Genomic DNA, 21265 nt, shown 5'->3' with positions numbered 1-21265 from the left:
AAAAAGAAAGAACTGGAAGAGGCTCTAAAAGATAGAATTCGAAATCGTATTGGTATTGATAATAGGTAAATACAGAATGTTGATTGAATAGATATTCAATCAACATTTAACATTAAGAATTAAGCATTTCCTGAATATGCTTAATCTCGTCTTCGTTCACATGATGGCCCATGCCCGGGTATAATTTTTTTGTTACACTCGCATTTAGTCCGGTAAATACTTTTTCAGATTCGTTTACTCGCTCTTTTGGAATGTGTGGATCAACATCACTACAACCCATAAAAATTGGAGTCTCTTGCAAATCACCTTCATAATCGTCAGGATTAACGGCGTCTCCTACACCGATCATTCCACCGCTTAAAGCAATCAAGCCACCATATTTTGCAGGATGTCGGGCCACAAACTCAGAGGCTAAACAAGCGCCCTGTGAAAATCCGAGAAAGTAAATGTTTTCTTCTGAGAATCCTTCGTTTTTCAGATCTTGAACAATGTCATAGATCTTTTGCAATCCAGATGAAAGTCCGGGCTGATTTTGCTCAGAAGGAGCCATGAATGAATATGGATACCATGTGTTGCCACTCGCCTGTGGAGCTCTTAAGGTGAGCTTCTTGTCAGTCTCAAATTCATTGGCAAGCTGAATGATGCTGGGCGCCGTAGCACCCCGTCCGTGGATCATGATCATAGCTGCATCAGCCTCTGATGGAGGTACACCACCTTCTGCTATTTGTGTGGGTTGATGTGGGCCATTGAAATTGGTGTCTGCTGTTACTCGGAATAAGCTCATGGAAATATTCTTGTTGGTTAAAAGGGAATATCAGTACGGGTGCATTGCAATGCACCCGTACTAGTCAGGCTTTCGTTGCCACCTTAATTTCAGGAAGCATCTGCTCTATTCGATCTCGTTTGGATTCCAGCCATGGCGGAAGGATCAATTTCTCACCAAGGTGTTCGAATTCTTCATCCACCGTGTAACCGGGATCATCGGAAGCCATTTCAAAAAGCACACCTGCCGGTATTCTGTAATACACTGAATTGAACCAATGGCGGTCAATAATTTGGGTTGGATCTAATCCTTTCTTACCGACTTTCTGCCGAAGCTGATCCAGCTCTTCTTTATTCTCGGCACGATATGCAATGTGGTGAACGATACCGCGTCCGTTTTTACCATACTTCGGCTGGTCGGCTTTTTCAATGATCACATATCGGCCCACCGGCGCATCGGTTTCATAAAGTGTCTTGGTTCCTTTAGATCCTGCTTCTTTAAATCCAAAAAGATCACCGAGAAGCATTTCGGTATTTTCTTTTTCGGTGAGAAGCATTCTTGCTCCCCAAAATCCCTGGATGGTATGCTCAGAAGGAACGATATAATTCACGTCCTCAACTTTAGGCTTGGCATTACCTTCAAAAACAATGTCCAATTCCAGTCCGTCAGGATCTTCGAACCGCAGGGCTTTCCGTCCAAATACATCCACAACCTCATAGCTGATATCATTCTCGCTAAGGCGGATCTCCCAGTAATCTTCGGAACCTTCCGGAACCTGAAGACCCACATTTACCACTTCTCCAACACCGGCTTCACCCTTCTGGGCATTCGGCCATGGGAAGAAAGTCAGACTAGAACCCGGTTCAGCCGCTTGATTCCCATAAAACAGATGGTACGTACCGGGGTCATCCTGATTGACCGACTTCTTGACCAGCCGCATTCCTAATTTCTCGGTATAGAATTCTGCATTTCGTTGGGCATCACCAGCTAAAACCGTGATGTGATGTATTCCTTTATGATGTTTCATGATCTTCGGATTTATTTGCTTTAGTTATTTAACCTAAATATACGGCATATCATTCAATAGTTTAACATTAAACTAATTTGTTTTGTTTATGCAGTCAATAAGGTGTGGAACGCGGATGACCGATCGTGTGGATAATCGCTAAAATGGTAGAGTGTTTATTCGGCCTTAGAAAAAAGAGCGTTAAGAAGATAACGGAATGGAACGTTAAAAAATAAATCACACCGCATGGTACTTAACTTTCGAGCAAGCCCGGTGATGGAGCATTGATTTATTTTAGTGGAGTGAAGTCAGCTTTAGCTCATTTTTCGTAGTCGGGAGTTTTTGTTTCTTTTGGCGGTCCAAAAGAAAATACTTGCTCAATTTTATAGATTTTATTTTATAGAGAGAAACAGAATGATCAGTCTATGTGTAGACCGAAGGAAATTGATGAAAAGGTAGTAGAAAATATAGTCCTGTTTGGGGGAGATATTGATAAAGAACGAGTAGTCGATTTTTTCTTTTATTTTCCAAGCGAACATGCTGCAACTCAGGTTGAAGTGAAACTGATAAATCTTGGATTCGAGACAAATGTTTATTACTTCGATCCAAATGAGAAGTGGTCATTAACTGCAAATAAGAAAATGCAGGTGAGTGCAGAGAGAATCTATGAAGCAAGTCTTTGGTTTGGAAAAATAGCCGAAGAGCAGGGAGGCGAATATGACGGTTGGGGTGCCCCAATTTGATTCCAATATTTGTACCTTTGAAAGTAAAATAAGCCATTCACAAAATAGACGCATGAATATCTACGCCATCATCATCCTGGCAACCATTGCCATTGATTTTATACTCGATCTCACCTCTAATTATCTGAACCTAAAATCCCTTTCCAAGGAACTTCCTGATGAATTTGAAGGCGTGTACGATGAAGACACCTACGCCAAATCACAAGAGTACACCAAAGTGCGTACCAAATTTGGGTTTCTGACCGGGGGCTTTGATCTGACAATAGTACTGGGTTTCTGGTTTTCCGGCGGATTTAACTGGCTGGATGAAATCGTACGAGCATGGGGTTTTAGTGAGTTGGTCACCGGTTTATTCTATATTGGAATTTTGATCATTGCGAAGACAATCATCAACCTTCCATTCAGCATCTATTCAACCTTTGTGATCGAAGAACGATTCGGTTTCAATAAAACTACGGCCAAGACTTTTGTACTTGATCTGGTAAAAGGATTAGGGCTAAGCCTCCTAATTGGAACGCCTCTGCTTGCCGGTATCTTGTGGTTTTTCATGTATGCTGGTGATCTGGCCTGGCTGTATGCCTGGGGCGCATTGACGGCTTTTACGCTGATCATGCAGTATGTGGCTCCAACCTGGATCATGCCATTGTTCAATAAATTCACACCACTGGAAGAAGGAAAGCTGAGAACCGCCATCGAGGATTATACCGAAAAAGTGGATTTTCCACTTCAGGGATTATTTGTGATCGACGGCTCTAAACGTTCCAGTAAATCGAATGCGTTTTTTACGGGGTTCGGGAAGAATAAACGAGTGGCCTTGTACGATACATTGATCGAAAATCACACCAACGATGAACTGGTTGCGGTGTTGGCTCATGAAATTGGTCACTACAAGAAAAAGCATATCATCAAAGGCATGGTGACGAGCATTTTGCAAACAGGTGTGATGTTCTTCTTGCTCTCTATTTTCCTGAATGCGGAAGGGCTTTTTGAGGCATTTTATATGGAACAGATGTCGGTGTATGCTGGGCTGATTTTCTTTGGAATGCTGTATGCCCCCATTGATATGATTCTGTCCGTATTTATGCAGATTCTCTCTCGTAAACATGAATTTGAAGCGGATGCCTTCGCAGCAGAAACTACAGGAAAGCCGGAGGATATGGTCTCAACCCTCAAGAAACTTTCAAAAGATAATCTTTCCAACTTAACGCCTCATTGGTTTTATGTGTGGCTGAATTATTCTCACCCTCCGGTATTGGAAAGGATTCGGGAGATCAGAGTAAAATGAGTCTCTTTTCATAACAAATACAAAGGATAGACCATAAATTGCTTATTTTGGATCAAATTAATTAAGCCAAGCCATGAAGAAAAAGAAGATAGAAACGATCGCCATACACGGGAGCATGAAAACCCGCTCTTTAGAAAATGACACTATTGTCCCCGGTATTGAAGTATCTACCATTTATGAACATCGAAACGGGGGGTATCAGGAAGGTGATGATAAATACATTCGGCTTTCCAACCCAAACCGAGATCAGCTTGAGAATGTGATCATGGAGTTGGAAGAAGGCGATTCCTGTGCCGTATTTTCATCAGGAATGGCTGCTATTTCTTCTGTATTTCAGGCCATTGAATCGGGTGCCCATGTGCTGGTAGCGAACGATGTGTACTTCGGTACCCGAAAACTGATGTGGGAGTTTGCCGAAAAATGGAACCTGGAAGTGGATTTCATTGATATGACCGATCTTGATCTGGTAGAATCATCCCTAAAAGAAAATACGAAATTTCTTTGGCTGGAAACCCCTTCCAATCCGCGGCTATTGATCACTGATGTGAAAGCCGTAAGCAAGTTGGCTAAAGAAAGGGGAGCCCTTGTGGCTGTAGATAATACATGGCCAACCCCGTATAACATGCGTCCACTGGAATTGGGAGCCGATGTCTCGGTTCATTCCACTACTAAGTATCTGGGCGGACACAGTGATATTTTAGGCGGAGCTGTTATCACAAAAGGTAATGAGAAGTTATTCGAAAGGGTCCGGCTTATACAACGAGTGCAAGGAGCCGTTCCCTCACCTAGAGACTGCTGGTTGCTGAGCAGAAGCATCCGGTCTTTTCCGTACAGAATGCGGGCACATAATGAAAATGCCCGAAAAGTAGCCGGTTTTTTAAGTAAGCATCCTAAAGTTCAGGTCATATACTACCCGGGATTGAAGTCTCATCACGGGCACGAAATTGCAAAAGCCCAAATGGATGATTTTGGCGGAATGATCTCATTCCTCATTGAGGGTGGATCGAAAGAAGCCATTAAAATTGTTTCGAGATCAAAGATGATAAAAGCAGCCACCAGTCTTGGCGGAATCGAAAGTATCTGGGAGCACCGGAAATCGTCGGAAGGAGATGAATCTCCGACACCGGATAACCTGATCCGATTAAGTGTAGGGCTTGAACATCCGGATGATATTATTGAAGACCTTCAGCAAGCCCTGAATGATTAAGTGTAGTTGAATACTGATAATAAAGTCTCCATAACATCGGTTAGTAATACCAATATCTGTACAATCATTAAAGAACTGAGCATGCAATTTTTATCGAAGATAGGTGCAGGAATCCTGCTTTTTACATTGAGTATTTCAATGACGGGCTTTGCGCAAAATGCTGGTAATTCAGCAAAAGATAGCATCCCATTTAACTGGAAATCGATGGAAGATGCCCGTGAGTTAGCAGAACAGGAAGATAAAAAAGTGTTGATCTACGCGAATGCCGTATGGTGTACCTATTGTAAAAAGCAGGAGAAAGAAGTGTTCAGTCAAAAGAATGTTCAGGATCTCACCAACGAACATTTCTATTCGGTGTGGCTGGATATTGAGTCGGAAGAGAAATTGATATTTCGGGGAGAAGAAATTACGCAAAGGGATTTTGCCCGGGCCATGAGAATAACCGGAACGCCCACCTTTATCTTTTTGGATTCAAAAGGAGAGATCATAGCTGGTCAGCCGGGGTTTATTCCTGAAGATCTTTATCTGCAAATACTCAAGTTTGTAGGAACTGATGCCTATTTAGATCAGTCTTTTGAGGAGTTTGCTGAGTTATAAAGAGAACTTTTCGCTGTCAAAAATGATTGAAAAAGACACTCAAGCCTTTCCTCGGGTGTTTATGGATTTAATGGATGCATAAAAGTATTTTTTTTCAGGGTACTCGCTCCATTATCCCCATGTTTATGAAGTTCCAGACAAATTGATCATGCACAAAGGCGATCGCCCCGATGATTATTATCATAAACATCAGTCCTGCAATACAAGTATTAAATGACGTTTGGCAGCATGATTTTGAAGCTTGTGCTCCACTCAGGTATGTAATATCTATTACCTTTTCTGATAATTATGCATCAAAGATGAGCAGTAAAGAAAATATCTTAGGTCGTCAAACTGGAATGACAGCTAAAATTACGGAGTTGTTATAGTAAGAAATTTAATGAATGAGACATCAAAGTAAACTTGTAATCATAATGTAATGGATATGGGAAATACAGTAATACAAGCAAATACAGCTTCAGAAATCCAGGAAGAATCAACATTTTCTTTTTCCCGCCCGGAACTCATTCAAAAATTTAAAAAGGTAAGAGCTTTTACTGAAGAAATTACCGATCCACTTGAGATCGAAGATTATGTAGTTCAGGTGACTGAGAATGCGAGTCCCGCTAAATGGCACCTGGCCCATACCACCTGGTTTTTCGAGACTTTTTTGTTGGAAAAAGAACTGGAAGATTATGATCCCATCCATCCCCAATACAGCTATTTGTTTAACTCCTATTATTTACAAACAGGAGTCCCGCATTGCCGGGCTCGGAGGGGAAATATATCGCGGCCTACCGTGAAGCAAGTTTTTGAATACCGTGATAGCATCAATGAGCATGTCGTTAACCTGATCAACAATGCCACGGATGAGCAGTATGAGAAATGGGGACCGATCATTGAGATCGGGATCAATCATGAGCAGCAACATCAGGAATTACTGATGACAGATCTTAAGTATATGTTTTCCCAAAATCCGTTGAACCCAGTGTATAAAGAAGCTGAGCGACCTAAGGCGAAATCCATTCCGGAAATTTCATGGAGCGGTTTTAAAGAAGGCGTGCATGAAGTTGGCCATAATGGAGATGGTTTTGGCTACGACAACGAGTTTCCCCTGCATAAAACGTATATCCATGATTTTGAACTGGCGAGCCGATTGGTGACCAATGGAGAATACCTGGAATTCATGGAAGCAGAAACATACAGTGAGCCCAAATGGTGGCTGGATGAAGGGTTTTCAACCATCCGAGATGAAGGATGGAAGGCTCCGCTTCACTGGCGGAAGGTGGATGGAGAGTGGCATCAGTTTACCTTGTCGGGCTTAGAGAAGCTCGATCTCAACGATCCAGTAACGCATGTCAGTTATTTTGAAGCCGATGCATATGCCAGGTGGAAAGGATATCGATTGCCCACTGAGCAGGAATGGGAAGTTGCCTCAGAATCACTACCGATAGAAGGAAATTTTGTCGACGCCGGGTATTTACAGCCCGCTGCGCTACAGACTGAAAAAGACGGTTTAAAGCAAATGTTTGGAGAGGTTTGGCAATGGACGCAAAGTTCCTATTCTCCTTATCCCGGCTATAAACCGCTTCCGGGTGCACTGGGAGAGTATAACGGTAAATTCATGTGCAATCAGTACGTGCTGCGGGGCGGCTCGTGTGCAACTTCTGAATCCCATTTCAGAAAGACCTATAGAAACTTTTTTCATGCCAATGAACGGTGGCAGTTTACGGGAATTCGATTAGCAAAATAATTTTAACTATTCAGAGAGAGAATTTATGAATACAGCTATTCTGGAAAAGAAAGCCTCATCAACTATGCTGGCTGATGTATTGGAGGGATTGAAAAAACCTCAAAAAACACTATCGAGTAAATATTTTTATGATATGAGAGGCTCGGAGCTTTTTGAGGAGATCAGTGATCTTGATGAGTATTACTTAACCCGGGCCGAACTCGGGATCATGGAAAAACATATCCACGAGATCACAGCGGCTTTGGGAGAACGGGTTCAGCTTGTTGAACTTGGCAGTGGAAGCAGTCTGAAAACCCGATTACTGCTGAATCATCTGGATGACATTCATTCATATGTGCCTGTAGATATCTCGGCGGATTTTTTAGATGAAGTAGCAATTAATTTGCAGAAAGAATACCCAGACCTGAACATAGAACCGGTTGCGGCTGATTACACTCAACCTTTTGATCTGCCTGAGACGCCGGATGATGTAACGAAAATCGCCTATTTCCCGGGGTCAACGATTGGGAATTTCACCAAGCAAAAAGCAGCTGATTTCATTGGTTTGATCGCAGACCTGCTGGGAGATGAAGGAGGGTTATTGATAGGATTTGATCTGATCAAAGATCGCCAAACTTTAATCGATGCTTACGATGATTCCGAAGGAGTGACGGCTGATTTCAACAAGAACATACTTATCCATTTAAACAGGGAATTAGAAGCTGATTTCGATGTTGATCAGTTTGAACACAAGGCGGTTTTCAATGAAGAGGAAAGCCGGATCGAAATGCACCTCGTTAGCCTGAAGGAACAATCCGTATTTATTGACGGAAATCACATTCATTTTGAGAAAGGAGAAACCATTCATACCGAAAATTCCCATAAATATTCACTAGAATCATTCAGAGAACTGACGGGTCCTTATTTCAACAAGGTTCAGACCTGGATGGATGAAGAAGGGCTTTTTGCCATTCAGTATCTACGATAAATTCAGACTTTGCCTTTTTAAAACATAAACTGAAACGAAATTAACCCACCATGACTAATCAACGCCCAGATTTCACGGGCTTAAAAGCACTTTATTTAAACTGTACGCTAAAACGATCACCTCAAAAAAGTCATACCCGTACATTGATGGATGTGTCAATGAATATCATGGAAAAGGAAGGAGTGGAGGCAGAATGCATTAGGTTGGTTGATCATGATGTGGCTTATGGTGTTTATCCGGATATGACTGAACATGGTGCTGATAAAGATGATTGGCCTGAACTTTGGAAGAAAGTGAATACGGCGAATATCCTGATCATCGGTACACCTATTTGGCTAGGCGAGAAGTCTTCAGTGGCTGCAAAGTTGATTGAACGTCTGTATGCTATGAGTGAGTTACAAAATGATAAGGGCCAGTATGGTTTTTATGGGAAAGCCGGCGGGTGTCTGGTTACCGGGAATGAAGACGGTATCAAACATTGTGCAATGGGAATTTTATACTCGCTGCAACATCTAGGGTACAGTATTCCCCCTCAAGCCGATGCGGGATGGATCGGGGAAGCAGGTCCAGGACCAAGTTATGGTGATAAAAGTGAAAACGGTCCCGTTGGTTTTGATAATGAATTTACTCAGCGCAATACCACTTTTATGTCCTACAATCTGCTTCATTTAGCCAAGATGCTGAAAGATCAAAATGGTTATCCCAAATATGGAAATTCCCGTCAAGATTGGGATGATGGCACCCGATGGAAGTATGAAAATCCGGAGTAATGTAAATTATAGCGTTGTTTTATGATTTTTGGTTTACTGACTTGGGTATCAATTATTTGTTTTTGAAACACCAATTTCTAGGGTAATTATTGAGATGAGTCTTCCCGAAAATTCTTTTACATTCCTGCAACAGAATACATTACAGGAATTTAAAGCTGATAGAGATGGGAAGAACGATAAAGGCACCGACAGGAACCAAATTAAACTGCAAAAGTTGGCTCACGGAAGCTCCTTTCCGTATGATCCAGAATAACCTCGATCCTGAGGTAGCCGAAAAACCGGAAGAGTTGGTAGTGTATGGAGGAATCGGGAAAGCGGCCCGAAACTGGGAAAGTTTTGATAGAATCCTGGATTCGCTGAAATCCATGAGCGATGAGGAAACCTTGCTCGTTCAATCTGGTAAACCCGTCGGCATTTTCAGAACCCATAAAGATGCCCCACGTGTATTGATCGCCAACTCAAACCTCGTTCCCAAATGGGCGAACTGGGATCACTTTAACGAACTCGATAAAAAAGGCCTGATGATGTATGGTCAGATGACGGCCGGTTCCTGGATCTATATTGGAAGTCAGGGTATTGTTCAGGGGACCTACGAGACTTTTGTATCTATGGGGAAAAAGCATTTCGGGGGTGATCTTTCCGGGAAATGGATCCTTACCGGTGGACTTGGAGGAATGGGCGGAGCTCAACCGCTTGCAGCGAAAATGGCCGGCGCAAGTATGCTGGCTGTTGAATGCAGAGAATCCCGCATCGACATGAGATTGAAAACGGGCTATGTAGATAAAAAAGCCACTTCACTGGACGAAGCGCTTGAGATGATCCAAAGATCGGTTCAGGAAAAAAAACCGGTTACCGTAGGTTTACACGGTAATGCTGCTGATATCTACCCGAAATTATTGGAGCGAAAAATTACTCCTGATGCGGTAACCGATCAAACCAGTGCCCACGATCCACTAAATGGTTATTTGCCACTAGGAATGAGCGTTTTAGAATGGGAGGAAAAGCAAAAAACACATCCCAAAGAAGTCATTCAACAATCGAAAAAATCTATAGCACTCCAGGTAAGGGCCATGCTGGATTTTCAAAAGCAGGGAATTCCTGTGTTTGATTATGGAAATAACATCCGGCAGGAAGCTCTTGATGAAGGCGTTGAAAATGCTTTTGATATTCCGGGTTTTGTGCCTGAATATATTCGACCGTTGTTTTGCAAAGGTATTGGACCATTTCGCTGGGTGGCGCTTTCAGGAGATCCTGAGGATATCTATAAAACCGACCAAAAAGTAAAAGAGCTTATTCCCGATGATCCCCATCTCCATAACTGGCTGGATATGGCTAAAGAGCAAATTCACTTTCAGGGATTACCTTCTAGAATATGCTGGGTGGGTCTGGGGCAGCGCCACAAACTTGGATTGGCTTTCAATGAAATGGTGCGGAACAGAGAACTGAAGGCACCTGTAGTAATTGGCCGGGATCATTTGGATTCAGGATCGGTTGCAAGTCCCAACCGCGAAACCGAGGGCATGAAAGACGGCTCGGATGCCATTTCTGATTGGCCGATACTAAATGCGTTGCTGAATACATCTTCAGGAGCTACCTGGGTTTCCTTCCATCACGGCGGTGGAGTGGGAATGGGTTTCTCTCAACATGCCGGACTCGTTATTGTTTGTGATGGAACCGAAGATGCTGATCGAAGATTAGAGCGAGTGCTTTGGAATGATCCCGCCAGCGGTGTAATGCGCCATGCAGATGCGGGTTATGATATTGCCATTGATTGTGCGAAAGAATATCAATTAAAATTGCCGTTTTTGAAATAGATAATAACCTGTTGGGACGTATCATGATACGTCCCAACAGGTTAAAAAATAAAATCATCGGAATTCTTATGTCCAAACTTCTCATCCAAAACATATCACAAATTGCCACACCCAAACCGGGGGTATATCGGGGATCGGAACTTCGGAGTTTGAAGGTGCATGAGAATGTCGCGATCTATATTTCTGATGGATTTATAGTAGCTGTCGGGACACTTTCTGATGTGCTGGAAAAAGTTGAAGGCCACCCGCAAATTCTGGATGCCGAGGGAAAAGCTGCCGTCCCAGGATTTGTGGATTCCCATTCCCATTTGGTCTTTGGCGAAAATCGCGCCAATGAATTTGCCATGCGTTCTTCCGGTATGAGTTACGAGGAAATTGCAGATCAGGGCGGCGGGATCGTCTCGACGGTTGAAGCCACTCGTAAAGCCTCCAAAGAAGAGTTGAAGAACCTGTCGCGCATCCGACTCCAAAAAGCGCTGAAGCAAGGCATCACCACTATGGAAATAAAAAGCGGTTATGGGTTGGATCTCGAAACCGAGCGCAAAATGCTGGAAGTGATCAGCGAGCTGAAGCAAGAGCAATCAATAGAAATTACCGCTACATTTTTAGGTGCGCATGCGGTCCCAAAAAATTCAACCAAAGAGGAATATCTGGAAGAAGTGCTGGCTATGATTCCTGAGATATCGGAACTGGCAGAGTATTGTGATGTCTTCTGTGAAAAGGGCTATTTCACTGTGGAAGAAACCCGCAAAGTGCTCGAAAAAGGAATTGAACACGGACTCAAACCCAAACTTCACACCAATCAATTCAATGATATTGGCGGGGTGGAAATGGCCATCGAATTAGGAGCCGTTTCCGTGGATCATTTGGAAGTGTTGAGCGATGAGGATGTTCAGAAAATTGCACGCTCTGAAACAGTAGCAACAGTCCTTCCCGGGGTTTCATACTTTCTGAACATCCCATACTCCCCGGCTAGAAAACTGCTTAACGCCGGCGCTTTGGTAGCTTTGGCTACGGATTTCAATCCCGGTTCCTCAATGACCATCTCTATGCAGTTGCTTATGAGCATGGCCTGTACCAAAATGGGGATGTCGGTGGAAGAAGCGTTGTGCTGCGCTACACAAAACGGGGCAAAGGCTTTAGAAAAAAATAAACTCGGCTGTATTGCTTCCGGATTTCAGGCTGATATCTTACTTTTGGATACTGATAATTACAAAGATCTGGCCTATTTTTTTGGAGAAAATCACGTGCATACCGTTATTAAAAAAGGAGAGAAAGTATGGCAATTGAGAGACTAAACGACATTTTAAATCCTGTTTTGGATGAACTCAGGGAAATGCGTTCTCATGATGATCACGATCATTGGCTGGTTCAGGAGATTGGTTTTGAAGAGAAGGATTATTTTGATTCTACCCATGTATTGGTTGGCTGTCCACAGCATGAAGGAGTAAGAAGAAATAATGGAAGGATAGGGGCGGCGAAGGCGCCAAATGGAATTCGGGAACAGTTGTATAAACTTCAGATTGGGGAGGATTCACCGATTAAGCTATTTGATGCGGGTAACGTGATCACTGATTTATTTGATTCCACTGATTCCACTGATTTTCAAGATACCAATCAAAGACCTGATGCTTTAGATGAAGTTCATAATAGGTTAACTAAGGCCGTGTCTAAGTTTTTGGAAGATGGTAAGAAAGTGATCGTATTGGGTGGTGGAAATGACATTTCGTATGCTAACGTGCGGGCATTGGTGGAAACTGAACTCGAGATCTCTGCGATAAATATTGATGCACACCTGGATATGCGTGTCGCGGATGAAATGACCAGCGGCACACCTTATCGAAAATTGATCGATGATTCTTATCTGGTTCCGAATCATTTTTATGAGTTTGGAATTCGAAGGGAAGGTAACGGGGCTTTTTATTTGAACTCAACTGAAGATATGGGAGTACACATTCATTACTTACAGGATCTAATGGAACAGGGAGTAGTTAATTCCTTCAGAAACATCCTGAATGAAATTGGTGAGCGACCCTTTTTCCTTGGTCTGGATGTGGATTCCATACAGACTGCGGATGCCCCCGGAGTCAGTGCCTCCTCACCCATTGGTTTATCAGCAAGGGAAGTGATGCAGTGCATTCAGTGCACCAAAGAAAAAGAAAACCTGAAGCTGTTTGAGATCACCGAAGTAAATCCAAAATATGATATTGATAATCGCACGGTGAAATTGGCCGCTCATTTGGTGTATAAATTTCTATTTGCTTAGGTGGGGGTATAGAATCCCGGAAGCTTCGGCTTCTAGTAAGAAATTTCCCCCTAATAATTAGATTATTTATATCACAATTCATTACACCCAGTAAAAAGGTTGCTTACGTTTCCTTATTTTGTACTTAAAGCGATTAATTAAATAATGAAGATAGCCTTTGGACGATAATCTCTGTATTCGTCTAAGTACCTTTTATACTTTAGTTATTCATTAATTGTTTAACTTTTAAATAGTTATCTAATCAATGTTCAAAAGAGAAAAAGTACAAAAGCTTTTTGGTGAAGTTGTCAGAAAAGAACGTAAACGGCAGAAAATAACCCAATCAGAACTAGCAGAACGTTCTGAGTTAGATTACACCTATATCTCACAAATAGAGAGAGGGTTGGCAAATCCCAGTATCTATAGTCTTCATAAGATTTCGGATTCTTTGGGACTTTCAGAAAAAGAGATGTTCCAGAAAATGAACAAGGAGCTTAACTTGGGTTCAGCCTCAAAAGTTAATGCTGCCGAAGAGCTTGAGATCATTCATGATGCAATTGTAAAGTTAGATGCCGGTATATTATTAACCAGTACTCACGATGATGACTTCAGAATTATCTACTGTAACAAAGCTTTTTTGGAATTTTCCGGTTTAGAAATGGAGTCCATAATCGGGAAAAAGTTGATGGATATTTTGGCGAATGAAAAAAGTAACGATAAGCTGCTTCAATTTTTTGATCAGCTGAAAGTAGAATCACCCAACAGGATGTACATAGGCGATACCGGTACAAAAGGTGAGTCCTTGCAATTAGAAATTAATTCTTCATTGGTTATAGGTGACGGAAAACAATCAGAGAAGCATTTATTTATACTCCGGAAAGATTTTTATAAGGAACAGTTGGAATCGGATCTGGAGGTTTCAGAAACCGTAAATAAGTATAAGGCATTGGTAAGTGAGTCTAATCACAGGATAAAAAATAACCTGGCTATTATTGCCGGAATTATGGATATCAACATTCTGGATGTGGAGGATGAGGTAGCAAAATCTATATTACAGGATACACAGCTCAGAATAAGTTCCATTGCCCATATCCATGATCTGTTGACAGCCTCCGAGGACCCCTCGAGGCTTGGGATTAGGGATTATTTGAAAAAACTAACGACGGTCATTGCAAATACTTATGAACTAAAAAAAGGAATAAAAATAGAAACTACGATAGGGGTTGATGATCTTGGAATTAATGAGATCATTGCCCTTGGTCTTTTATTTAACGAGCTGATTACAAATTCCTATAAATATGCTTTTAAAGATTACAGTAAAGGAAAGATAAAACTGAGTTTAAATCACGATAAAAACGAAGAGATCAGTTTCCTCTATACAGATAATGGCAGTGGGTTTGATCAATCTATATTTGATAAGGCTGACACATTGGGAATGAATCTTATCCATACTTTTTTAAATCAGCTGGAAGCCAAAGATATTAAGGTTGATACCAACGACGGCTTTAAGCTGGAATTTGTTATTGAAAGTTGATGCTAAGGGAAAATCCTTCTCACCCGTGTTCAATAGAAAGGAAAATTAAGCCCGGGGTTATTCCCAAATAACCGTAGTACCAACATCTTCCCCATCCACCACTATCTTCTTCAGGTTACCCGATTTATTCATGTTGAAGACAATGATCGGGGTCTCATTTTCGCGACATAATGTGAAAGCGGTCAGATCCATTACCGACAGGCGGCGTTTGAGGACTTCATCCCCGGTAATACGATCGAATTTCTTGGCATCGCCGTTCTTCTCAGGGTCAGAATCATAAATGCCGTCCACACGGGTTCCTTTTAGGATTACATCAGCTTCAATTTCAATGGCACGAAGTGAGCCGGCGGTATCAGTAGTGAAATAGGGATTTCCTGTTCCGGCTCCAAAAATAACAACGCGGCCTTTTTCGAGGTGACGAACAGCCCTTCTTCTTATATACGGCTCCGCAATGGCTTCCATCCGGATCGCGCTCATCAGACGGGTTTGCACGCCAATTTGCTCGAGGGCATCCTGCAAAGCCATGCTGTTGATCATGGTGGCCAGCATTCCCATGTAATCGCCCTGAACGCGATCCATACCCTGGGTTGCTCCTTTAACACCCCTGAAGATATTACCACCGCCAATTACAACAGAAACCTGAACACCGGCTTCCTGAATGGATTGAATTTCTTTAGCGTATTCGCTGAGGATATCAGCATCTATTCCATGTCCCTGTTCACCTAATAGTGCTTCTCCGCTGAGTTTGAGAAGGACTCTGTTGTATTTATTTCTCACGTGATCCTGTATTAGTAATTATAAGACAAAAAAAAGGCTGTCAATTTTGACAGCCTTAATGTAAAAAAAATTTACTAAGCGTTTTCGCCAAGTTGAAGCCGATGGAATGACTTCACCAGGGGAGCATTGTTTTGCTCCAGGTAATCCTTCACGGATACGCTGTTGTCCTTCACAAACTTTTGTTCGAGAAGTACGCGCTCTTCGTAAAAACGGCGAAGTTTACCTTTGGCAGCCTGCTCGGCAATATGCTCTGGCTTTCCTTCATTCAGTAACTGATCTTTGGCGATCTCAAGCTCTTTTTCAACAAGAGAAGAGTCAACACCGTCACGGGTTACAGAAAGAGGCTTCATGGCAGCGACCTGCATAGCAACGTCTTTTCCGATCTCTGCATCAGTAAGGTCGCCATCAAATTCTGCAAGCACACCCAATTGGTTTCCGGGATGGATGTAAGAGATCAAAGTTCCGTCAGTGGTCATTAGTACCACATTGTTGATCTCGATCTTCTCACCGATCTTGCCTACCATTTCTTCAAGGTGCTTTTCGATGGTAAGTCCATCCACTTCTATAGCAAGAAGGTCTTTGGCGTTGTCGATGTCGTTATCAAAAGCGGCATTTAAAAAAGATTCTGCATCATTTTGAAATTCCTCATTTCGAGCTACGAAATCAGTTTCGCAGTTGATCTCGATCATTGCGGCTTTCTTCTTATCATCACTGATGCGGCTCAGGATCAATCCCTGATTAGCTTCACGGTCAGCACGCTTCTCGGAAACTTGCTGTCCTTTCTTACGGAGATATTCAACCGCCTGGTCGAAATCACCGTCTGCTTCGGCAAGGGCTTTTTTGCAATCCATCATACCCGCACCGGTCATGTCTCTTAGTTTTTTTACGTCAGCAGCAGAAATACTCATTTTTCTGAATAGTATTTAATAGTTGTAATTATTCTTCTTCGTCGTTGCTGTCAGCGTTCGCTTTTGCTTCTGCTTTCTCAGCTTTTTTGTCTTCTTTTTTATCACCTTTTTTCTTGCGGCGAGAGCGGAGCTTAGTTCCTTTTGCAGCGTCCTTGATGTCTACATCATCTTTGGAATCACTTTCACCTTTGGCGTCAGCTGCAGCTTGTTCCATCACGTCTTCTTCTTGCTGTGCTTCACGTTCTGCGGCACCTTCAATGATGGCGTCTGCGATCTGAGTGGTTACCAATTGAATGGTACGAGCTGAGTCATCATTACAAGGAACGATGAAATCAGGAACATCAGGGTCACTGTTGGTGTCAACCATTGCGATAATAGGAATATGAAGTTTGATGGCTTCATTTACTGCAAGGTGCTCCTTGATGATATCCACAACAAAAATAGCTCCGGGCAGGCGACCCATGTTTTTGATACCACCAAGGGCATCATTCAATTTGTCTTGCTCACGCTGAAGCATCAAGCCTTCTTTTTTGGTGAGCTCTTCAAACGTACCGTCTGTCTTCATTTTTTCAATTTCGTCCATACGGGACAGACTTTTGCGAACGGTACTGAAGTTGGTCAGCATTCCACCCATCCAGCGGTGGGTAATGTAAGGCATTCCGCAGCGCAGGGCTTCTGTTGTAATGATATCGGTAGATTGCTTCTTGGTGCCTACAAAAAGAATGGTTTTACCGGCACGGGAAAGTTTTTGAATTTCATCAAGTGCTTCTTGAAGATACTTTTGAGTTTTTTTCAGGTCAATGATGTGAATCCCGTTTCGCTCCATAAAGATGAAGTCTTTCATTTTAGGATTCCATCGGCGGGTAAGGTGACCGAAGTGTGCGCCTGACTTTAGCAGGTCTTGTATAGATGCAGCTTTTGGCATTGTATTAAGTATATATGTTTAGGTTAATCCTCTATGTGGGTCATCCCCGGGCGTAAATCCTGAGTCAATTAAGCACAGGACACCATACGCCGAGTCACCACATATGTGTGATTTGATTTAGTTGAATGGTTATTGGTTAAAAGTGTAATGGTTATTCGTGAGATATTTCTTTATTCCGAATAACCACTAACAAATAACAAATAACGAAATTATCGTTTAGAGAACTGGAATTTCTTACGAGCTTTAGGCTGACCGTATTTTTTACGCTCTACCATTCTGTCATCTCGGGTAAGAAGACCGTGTCCTTTAAGAACATCGTGCATGTCTTCGTTCTCTCCGTCCAAAGCACGGGCAAGGGCGTGAGAGATGGCACCGGCCTGACCGGTACTTCCACCACCACGAACAGTGATTTTAATATCGTACTTACCTTCTGTTTCAGTAACAGTAATAGGATGCAAGGCGATATTACGACGTGCTTTTACAGGAAAATATTCTTCAATTGGTTTGTGGTTGACGATAATGTCACCTTTACCCGATTTGATATACAAACGGGCTGTAGCTGTTTTTCGTCGTCCTATATAATTCGCTTGGGCCATTTAATTAGTTCTGTATGGATTAAAGCTCAATGATTTCTGGTTCTTGTGCGGTATGCGGATGTACAGGGCCTGCGTAAACTCTCAGGTTGGTTGCGATCTTGCGTCCCAACTTGGTTTTAGGAAGCATGCCTCTTACTGCAGTGGTAACCAATGAGGTAGGATCTTTCTCCATCATCTCTTCTGCAGTTGTAAATCGTTCTCCGCCAGGGTAAAATGTATGATGGAAATAGGTTTTATCCGTCATTTTTTTGCCGGTCAGCTTCACCTTTTCCGCATTGATAACAATAACGTTATCACCGGTATCCATGTGTGGGGTGAAGGTAGGCTTGTTTTTACCTCTCAGTACTTTTGCGATCTCGCTACTCAGTCTGCCCAAGGGCTGATCTTCAGCGTCAAAGAGCACCCATTTCTTTTCAATGTCTTTGGGTTTAGCTGAGTATGTCTTAAAACTTAATGTGTCCACGATTAAACTCGTTTATTTTGTCTTATTGGAAAGTCGAATAAGATAGAAGTTTTTATCGTAGATATCAATAGTAGATTACATAAAAAATTGATTCCCAATCTGCGTAAACCAATAAAGTAAAATTTACAGGGAAAGGGTAAGCGGTAAGTTGAAACTTACTAAATCACGTAAATTAATACTCATAATAGAGACTAAGTAAAGACAATGCCCAAAAAGATTTGTAACTTCCAAGCCTGAAAAGAAAATCCAAATTTTGATCACACTATGAGCGACAAACTGAAGCAAACCAGAGTTGAATTTGAAACCGGTTCAGGCAAAGCCTTTCTCCACAGCCTGCCTAAATTGAAAGAACTGGGATACGATAATATTGCCAAACTGCCCTTCTCTATAAAGATCTTGTTGGAAGCGGTACTTCGTGAATTTGACGGTTATGCCGTTACGGAAAAAGATATTGAAGCACTGGCAAATTATAATGCCAAAGATCCTCAAGGGGAAATTCCTTTTAAACCATCCCGTGTGGTATTGCAGGATTTTACTGGAGTACCGGCTGTTGTCGATCTTGCTGCACTCAGATCCGCCATGCAGCGAATGGGTGGTAAAGCTACCGACATCAACCCACAAGTTCCTGTGGATCTGGTAATTGATCACTCTGTTCAGGTGGATATGTTCGGGCAGGAAGCAGCGCTTATGTTCAATGTAGAAAAAGAGATGGAACGAAATAATGAACGTTACGAATTTTTGAAGTGGGGTAAAGAAGCTTTTGATAATTTCCGCGTGGTACCTCCGGGACGTGGAATTGTTCACCAAGTGAACCTCGAGTATTTAGGTCGTGGTGTTTTCACCCGTAAAGAACAAGACGGATCTACTACTGCTTATCCGGATACTTTGGTAGGTACCGATTCCCACACTACCATGATCAACGGACTTGGAATTTTAGGATGGGGTGTTGGAGGAATTGAAGCGGAAGCGGCCATGCTTGGTCAGCCTATTTCCATGCTCGTTCCTGAAGTAACAGGAATGAAATTGACCGGAAAACTTCGTGAAGGAGTAACCGCAACTGACTTAACACTGACTGTAACTCAAATGCTTCGTCAGCACGGCGTGGTTGGTAAGTTCGTGGAATTTTATGGCGACGGGCTAAGCAACATGAGTTTACCTGACCGTGCAACTATCGCAAACATGGCTCCGGAATATGGAGCTACTATGGGCTTCTTCCCCATTGATAAAGAATCGTTGCGATACATGAGAAGAACAGGACGTTCGGAAGAACTGGTGCAGCTGGTAGAAAATTATACCAAGGCACAGGGTTTATTCAGAACCGATGATACTCCAGATCCTGAATTTTCTTCTACTCTGGAATTAGATCTGAGTACCGTAGAAACCTCGCTTGCAGGACCAAAACTTCCGCACGATCGTATTGCATTAGGCAATATGAAAAAAGCTTTCGAAAATTCTCTGACAAGTGATAATCCTACCATGGGGTTCAACCTTGCTCAGGAAAAACTGGCCAATAAAGGAATTTACAAAAACGGTCAGGAAATTGAGATGAAGCACGGTGATGTGGTAATTGCTGCTATCACTTCCTGTACCAACACTTCAAACCCAAGCGTGATGTTGGGTGCTGGTATCGTTGCCAAGAAAGCCTATGAAAAAGGACTTAAAGTTCCTGCTTACGTTAAGACTTCTCTGGCACCGGGTTCGCGTGTTGTAACTGAATATTTAAATGAAGCCGGCCTGACCGAATATATGGACAAGCTTGGATTCAATCTGGTTGGTTACGGTTGTACAACCTGTATTGGTAATTCCGGTCCGTTGCCTGAGCCTGTTGAGAAAGCTATTAAAGAAGGCGACTTGATCGCAGCAGGAGTACTTTCCGGGAACCGAAACTTTGAAGGAAGAATTCATCCGTATGTGAAAGCAAATTACCTGGCTTCGCCTCCTTTGGTTGTGGCTTATGCGCTTGCCGGAAGCGTGGATATTGATCTCGCTACCGAGCCGTTAGGCAAAGACAAGGAAGGTAACGATGTGTACCTGAAAGACATCTGGCCTACAACGGCAGAAATTGCAGAGCATCTTGATGCCGCTATTCGCCCGGAGCTTTTCGATAAGATGTATGGCGATATTTTTGAATCCCCAGCCTGGGAAGAGATTCCGGTATCAGGTGGAGACTTATTCAACTGGAGTGAAGATTCAACCTACATTCAGGAGCCTCCTTTCTTCATGGATATGAGTGAAGAACCAGAACCGATCAAACCTATTAAAGGAGCGAGAGCGCTGGTTAAAGTTGGAGATTCTATTACTACCGATCATATTTCACCCGCAGGTAATATCAAAGAAGATGCCCCGGCAGGAGTTTATCTGAAAGAGCACGGAGTGAAGAAAGAAGATTTCAACTCTTACGGTTCTCGTCGAGGTAACGACCGTGTTATGACTCGCGGAACCTTTGCCAATGTGCGGTTCAAAAACCAGCTTGCACCCGGAAAGGAAGGTGGATTCACCAAGTATTTCCCTGATAATGAGATCACAACGATCTATGATGCATCGCTCAAATATAAAGAAAGCAATACTCCTTTAGTTGCATTGGCCGGTAAGCAGTACGGAACGGGATCATCCCGTGACTGGGCTGCCAAGGGAACGGCATTGCTCGGAGTAGAAGCTGTGATCGCTACCTCTTACGAGCGAATTCACCGTTCTAACCTTATTCAAATGGGCGTACTTCCACTGCAATTCAAAGAAGGTGAAAGTGCTGACAGCTTAGGATTGGATGGTTCAGAAACTTTCGATATCCACGTGGATGACAATGTTCAGGCCCGTGATGAGATCAAGGTAACTGCAACAAAAGAGGGCGGTGAAGTGATCGAGTTCGCGACCGATTGCCGAATTGATACCCCGGTAGAGGTTGATTACTACCGTAACGGTGGGATTCTGCATAC

Annotated in this window: 19 protein-coding genes; 12 read left to right on the top strand and 7 right to left on the bottom strand. The window is 42.7% G+C overall.

Annotated elements, in window-relative coordinates; translation table 11 throughout:
• Nucleotides 1–112: 112 nt before the first annotated feature.
• Nucleotides 113–784, bottom strand: a complete 672-nt coding sequence (locus VFM80_RS12810; protein WP_395072283.1) for an alpha/beta hydrolase — start codon at nucleotides 782–784, stop codon at nucleotides 113–115.
• Between the two features lie 64 nt (nucleotides 785–848).
• A complete protein-coding gene (locus tag VFM80_RS12805; protein ID WP_395072281.1) occupies nucleotides 849–1790 on the bottom strand; it encodes a VOC family protein in 942 nt (313 codons plus the stop codon).
• 404 nt (nucleotides 1791–2194) lie between these two features.
• Between VFM80_RS12805 and VFM80_RS12800 the strand changes: the two genes are divergently transcribed.
• The 11 genes from VFM80_RS12800 (at nucleotide 2195) to VFM80_RS12750 (ending at nucleotide 14663) form a co-directional block, all read left to right on the top strand.
• Nucleotides 2195–2512: a ribonuclease E inhibitor RraB gene (locus VFM80_RS12800; protein WP_395072279.1), complete on the top strand. Its 318-nt coding sequence runs from the start codon at nucleotides 2195–2197 to the stop codon at nucleotides 2510–2512.
• A gap of 52 nt (nucleotides 2513–2564) precedes the next feature.
• The gene (locus tag VFM80_RS12795) at nucleotides 2565–3797 is read left to right on the top strand and encodes a M48 family metallopeptidase (protein ID WP_395072277.1); all 1233 of its coding nucleotides are present in this window, start codon (nucleotides 2565–2567) and stop codon (nucleotides 3795–3797) included.
• Nucleotides 3798–3870: 73 nt separating this feature from the next.
• Nucleotides 3871–5004 (top strand): trans-sulfuration enzyme family protein, encoded by a 1134-nt coding sequence (locus VFM80_RS12790; RefSeq protein WP_395072275.1) that lies wholly within the window; start codon nucleotides 3871–3873, stop codon nucleotides 5002–5004.
• Between the two features lie 81 nt (nucleotides 5005–5085).
• Nucleotides 5086–5601, top strand: coding sequence for a thioredoxin family protein (locus VFM80_RS12785; RefSeq protein ID WP_395072273.1), 516 nt, complete (start codon nucleotides 5086–5088; stop codon nucleotides 5599–5601).
• Nucleotides 5602–6025: 424 nt separating this feature from the next.
• Nucleotides 6026–7333 (top strand): ergothioneine biosynthesis protein EgtB, encoded by a 1308-nt coding sequence (gene egtB, locus VFM80_RS12780; RefSeq protein ID WP_395072271.1) that lies wholly within the window; start codon nucleotides 6026–6028, stop codon nucleotides 7331–7333.
• A gap of 25 nt (nucleotides 7334–7358) precedes the next feature.
• The gene (gene egtD, locus VFM80_RS12775) at nucleotides 7359–8300 is read left to right on the top strand and encodes an L-histidine N(alpha)-methyltransferase (RefSeq protein ID WP_395072269.1); all 942 of its coding nucleotides are present in this window, start codon (nucleotides 7359–7361) and stop codon (nucleotides 8298–8300) included.
• Nucleotides 8301–8350: 50 nt separating this feature from the next.
• Entirely contained in the window at nucleotides 8351–9070 is a 720-nt protein-coding gene (locus VFM80_RS12770) for a flavodoxin family protein (protein ID WP_395072267.1), read from the top strand.
• A gap of 164 nt (nucleotides 9071–9234) precedes the next feature.
• On the top strand, nucleotides 9235–10884 hold the full coding sequence (gene hutU, locus VFM80_RS12765) for a urocanate hydratase (RefSeq protein ID WP_395072265.1): 1650 nt from the start codon (nucleotides 9235–9237) through the stop codon (nucleotides 10882–10884).
• A gap of 68 nt (nucleotides 10885–10952) precedes the next feature.
• Nucleotides 10953–12182, top strand: coding sequence for an imidazolonepropionase (gene hutI, locus VFM80_RS12760; protein WP_395072263.1), 1230 nt, complete (start codon nucleotides 10953–10955; stop codon nucleotides 12180–12182).
• Complete coding sequence (locus VFM80_RS12755; protein WP_395072261.1) at nucleotides 12164–13150, top strand: formimidoylglutamase; 987 nt, start codon at nucleotides 12164–12166, stop codon at nucleotides 13148–13150. The genes hutI and VFM80_RS12755 overlap by 19 nt, the downstream gene beginning before the upstream one ends.
• 244 nt (nucleotides 13151–13394) lie before the next feature.
• Nucleotides 13395–14663, top strand: a complete 1269-nt coding sequence (locus VFM80_RS12750) for a sensor histidine kinase (protein WP_395072259.1) — start codon at nucleotides 13395–13397, stop codon at nucleotides 14661–14663.
• A 57-nt stretch (nucleotides 14664–14720) separates the two neighbouring features.
• Here VFM80_RS12750 and pyrH read toward each other — a convergent pair whose 3' ends face one another.
• From pyrH to rplM, 5 genes are all read right to left on the bottom strand, one after another.
• Complete coding sequence (pyrH, locus tag VFM80_RS12745; RefSeq protein WP_395072257.1) at nucleotides 14721–15440, bottom strand: UMP kinase; 720 nt, start codon at nucleotides 15438–15440, stop codon at nucleotides 14721–14723.
• A 74-nt stretch (nucleotides 15441–15514) separates the two neighbouring features.
• Nucleotides 15515–16348 carry a translation elongation factor Ts gene (gene tsf / locus VFM80_RS12740; RefSeq protein ID WP_395072255.1) on the bottom strand — a complete coding sequence of 278 codons (834 nt, stop codon included), beginning with the start codon at nucleotides 16346–16348 and terminating at the stop codon, nucleotides 15515–15517.
• 28 nt (nucleotides 16349–16376) lie between these two features.
• Nucleotides 16377–17273, bottom strand: coding sequence for a 30S ribosomal protein S2 (rpsB, locus tag VFM80_RS12735; RefSeq protein WP_395072253.1), 897 nt, complete (start codon nucleotides 17271–17273; stop codon nucleotides 16377–16379).
• Nucleotides 17274–17482: 209 nt separating this feature from the next.
• Nucleotides 17483–17869, bottom strand: coding sequence for a 30S ribosomal protein S9 (rpsI, locus tag VFM80_RS12730; protein ID WP_395072251.1), 387 nt, complete (start codon nucleotides 17867–17869; stop codon nucleotides 17483–17485).
• 19 nt (nucleotides 17870–17888) lie between these two features.
• Nucleotides 17889–18332: a 50S ribosomal protein L13 gene (rplM, locus tag VFM80_RS12725; RefSeq protein ID WP_395072249.1), complete on the bottom strand. Its 444-nt coding sequence runs from the start codon at nucleotides 18330–18332 to the stop codon at nucleotides 17889–17891.
• 264 nt (nucleotides 18333–18596) lie between these two features.
• Here rplM and acnA point away from each other — a divergent pair.
• Nucleotides 18597–21265, top strand: a 2669-nt coding sequence (gene acnA, locus VFM80_RS12720) for an aconitate hydratase AcnA (protein WP_395072247.1), incomplete at its 3' end; no start/stop codon positions are given.

The sequence above is a fragment of the Gracilimonas sp. genome (genome assembly GCF_035704785.1).
Classification (GTDB): domain Bacteria; phylum Bacteroidota; class Rhodothermia; order Balneolales; family Balneolaceae; genus Gracilimonas.
The sequence above is the reverse complement of the archived record's forward strand: the minus strand, read 5'-3'. Positions and strand labels throughout refer to the sequence as shown.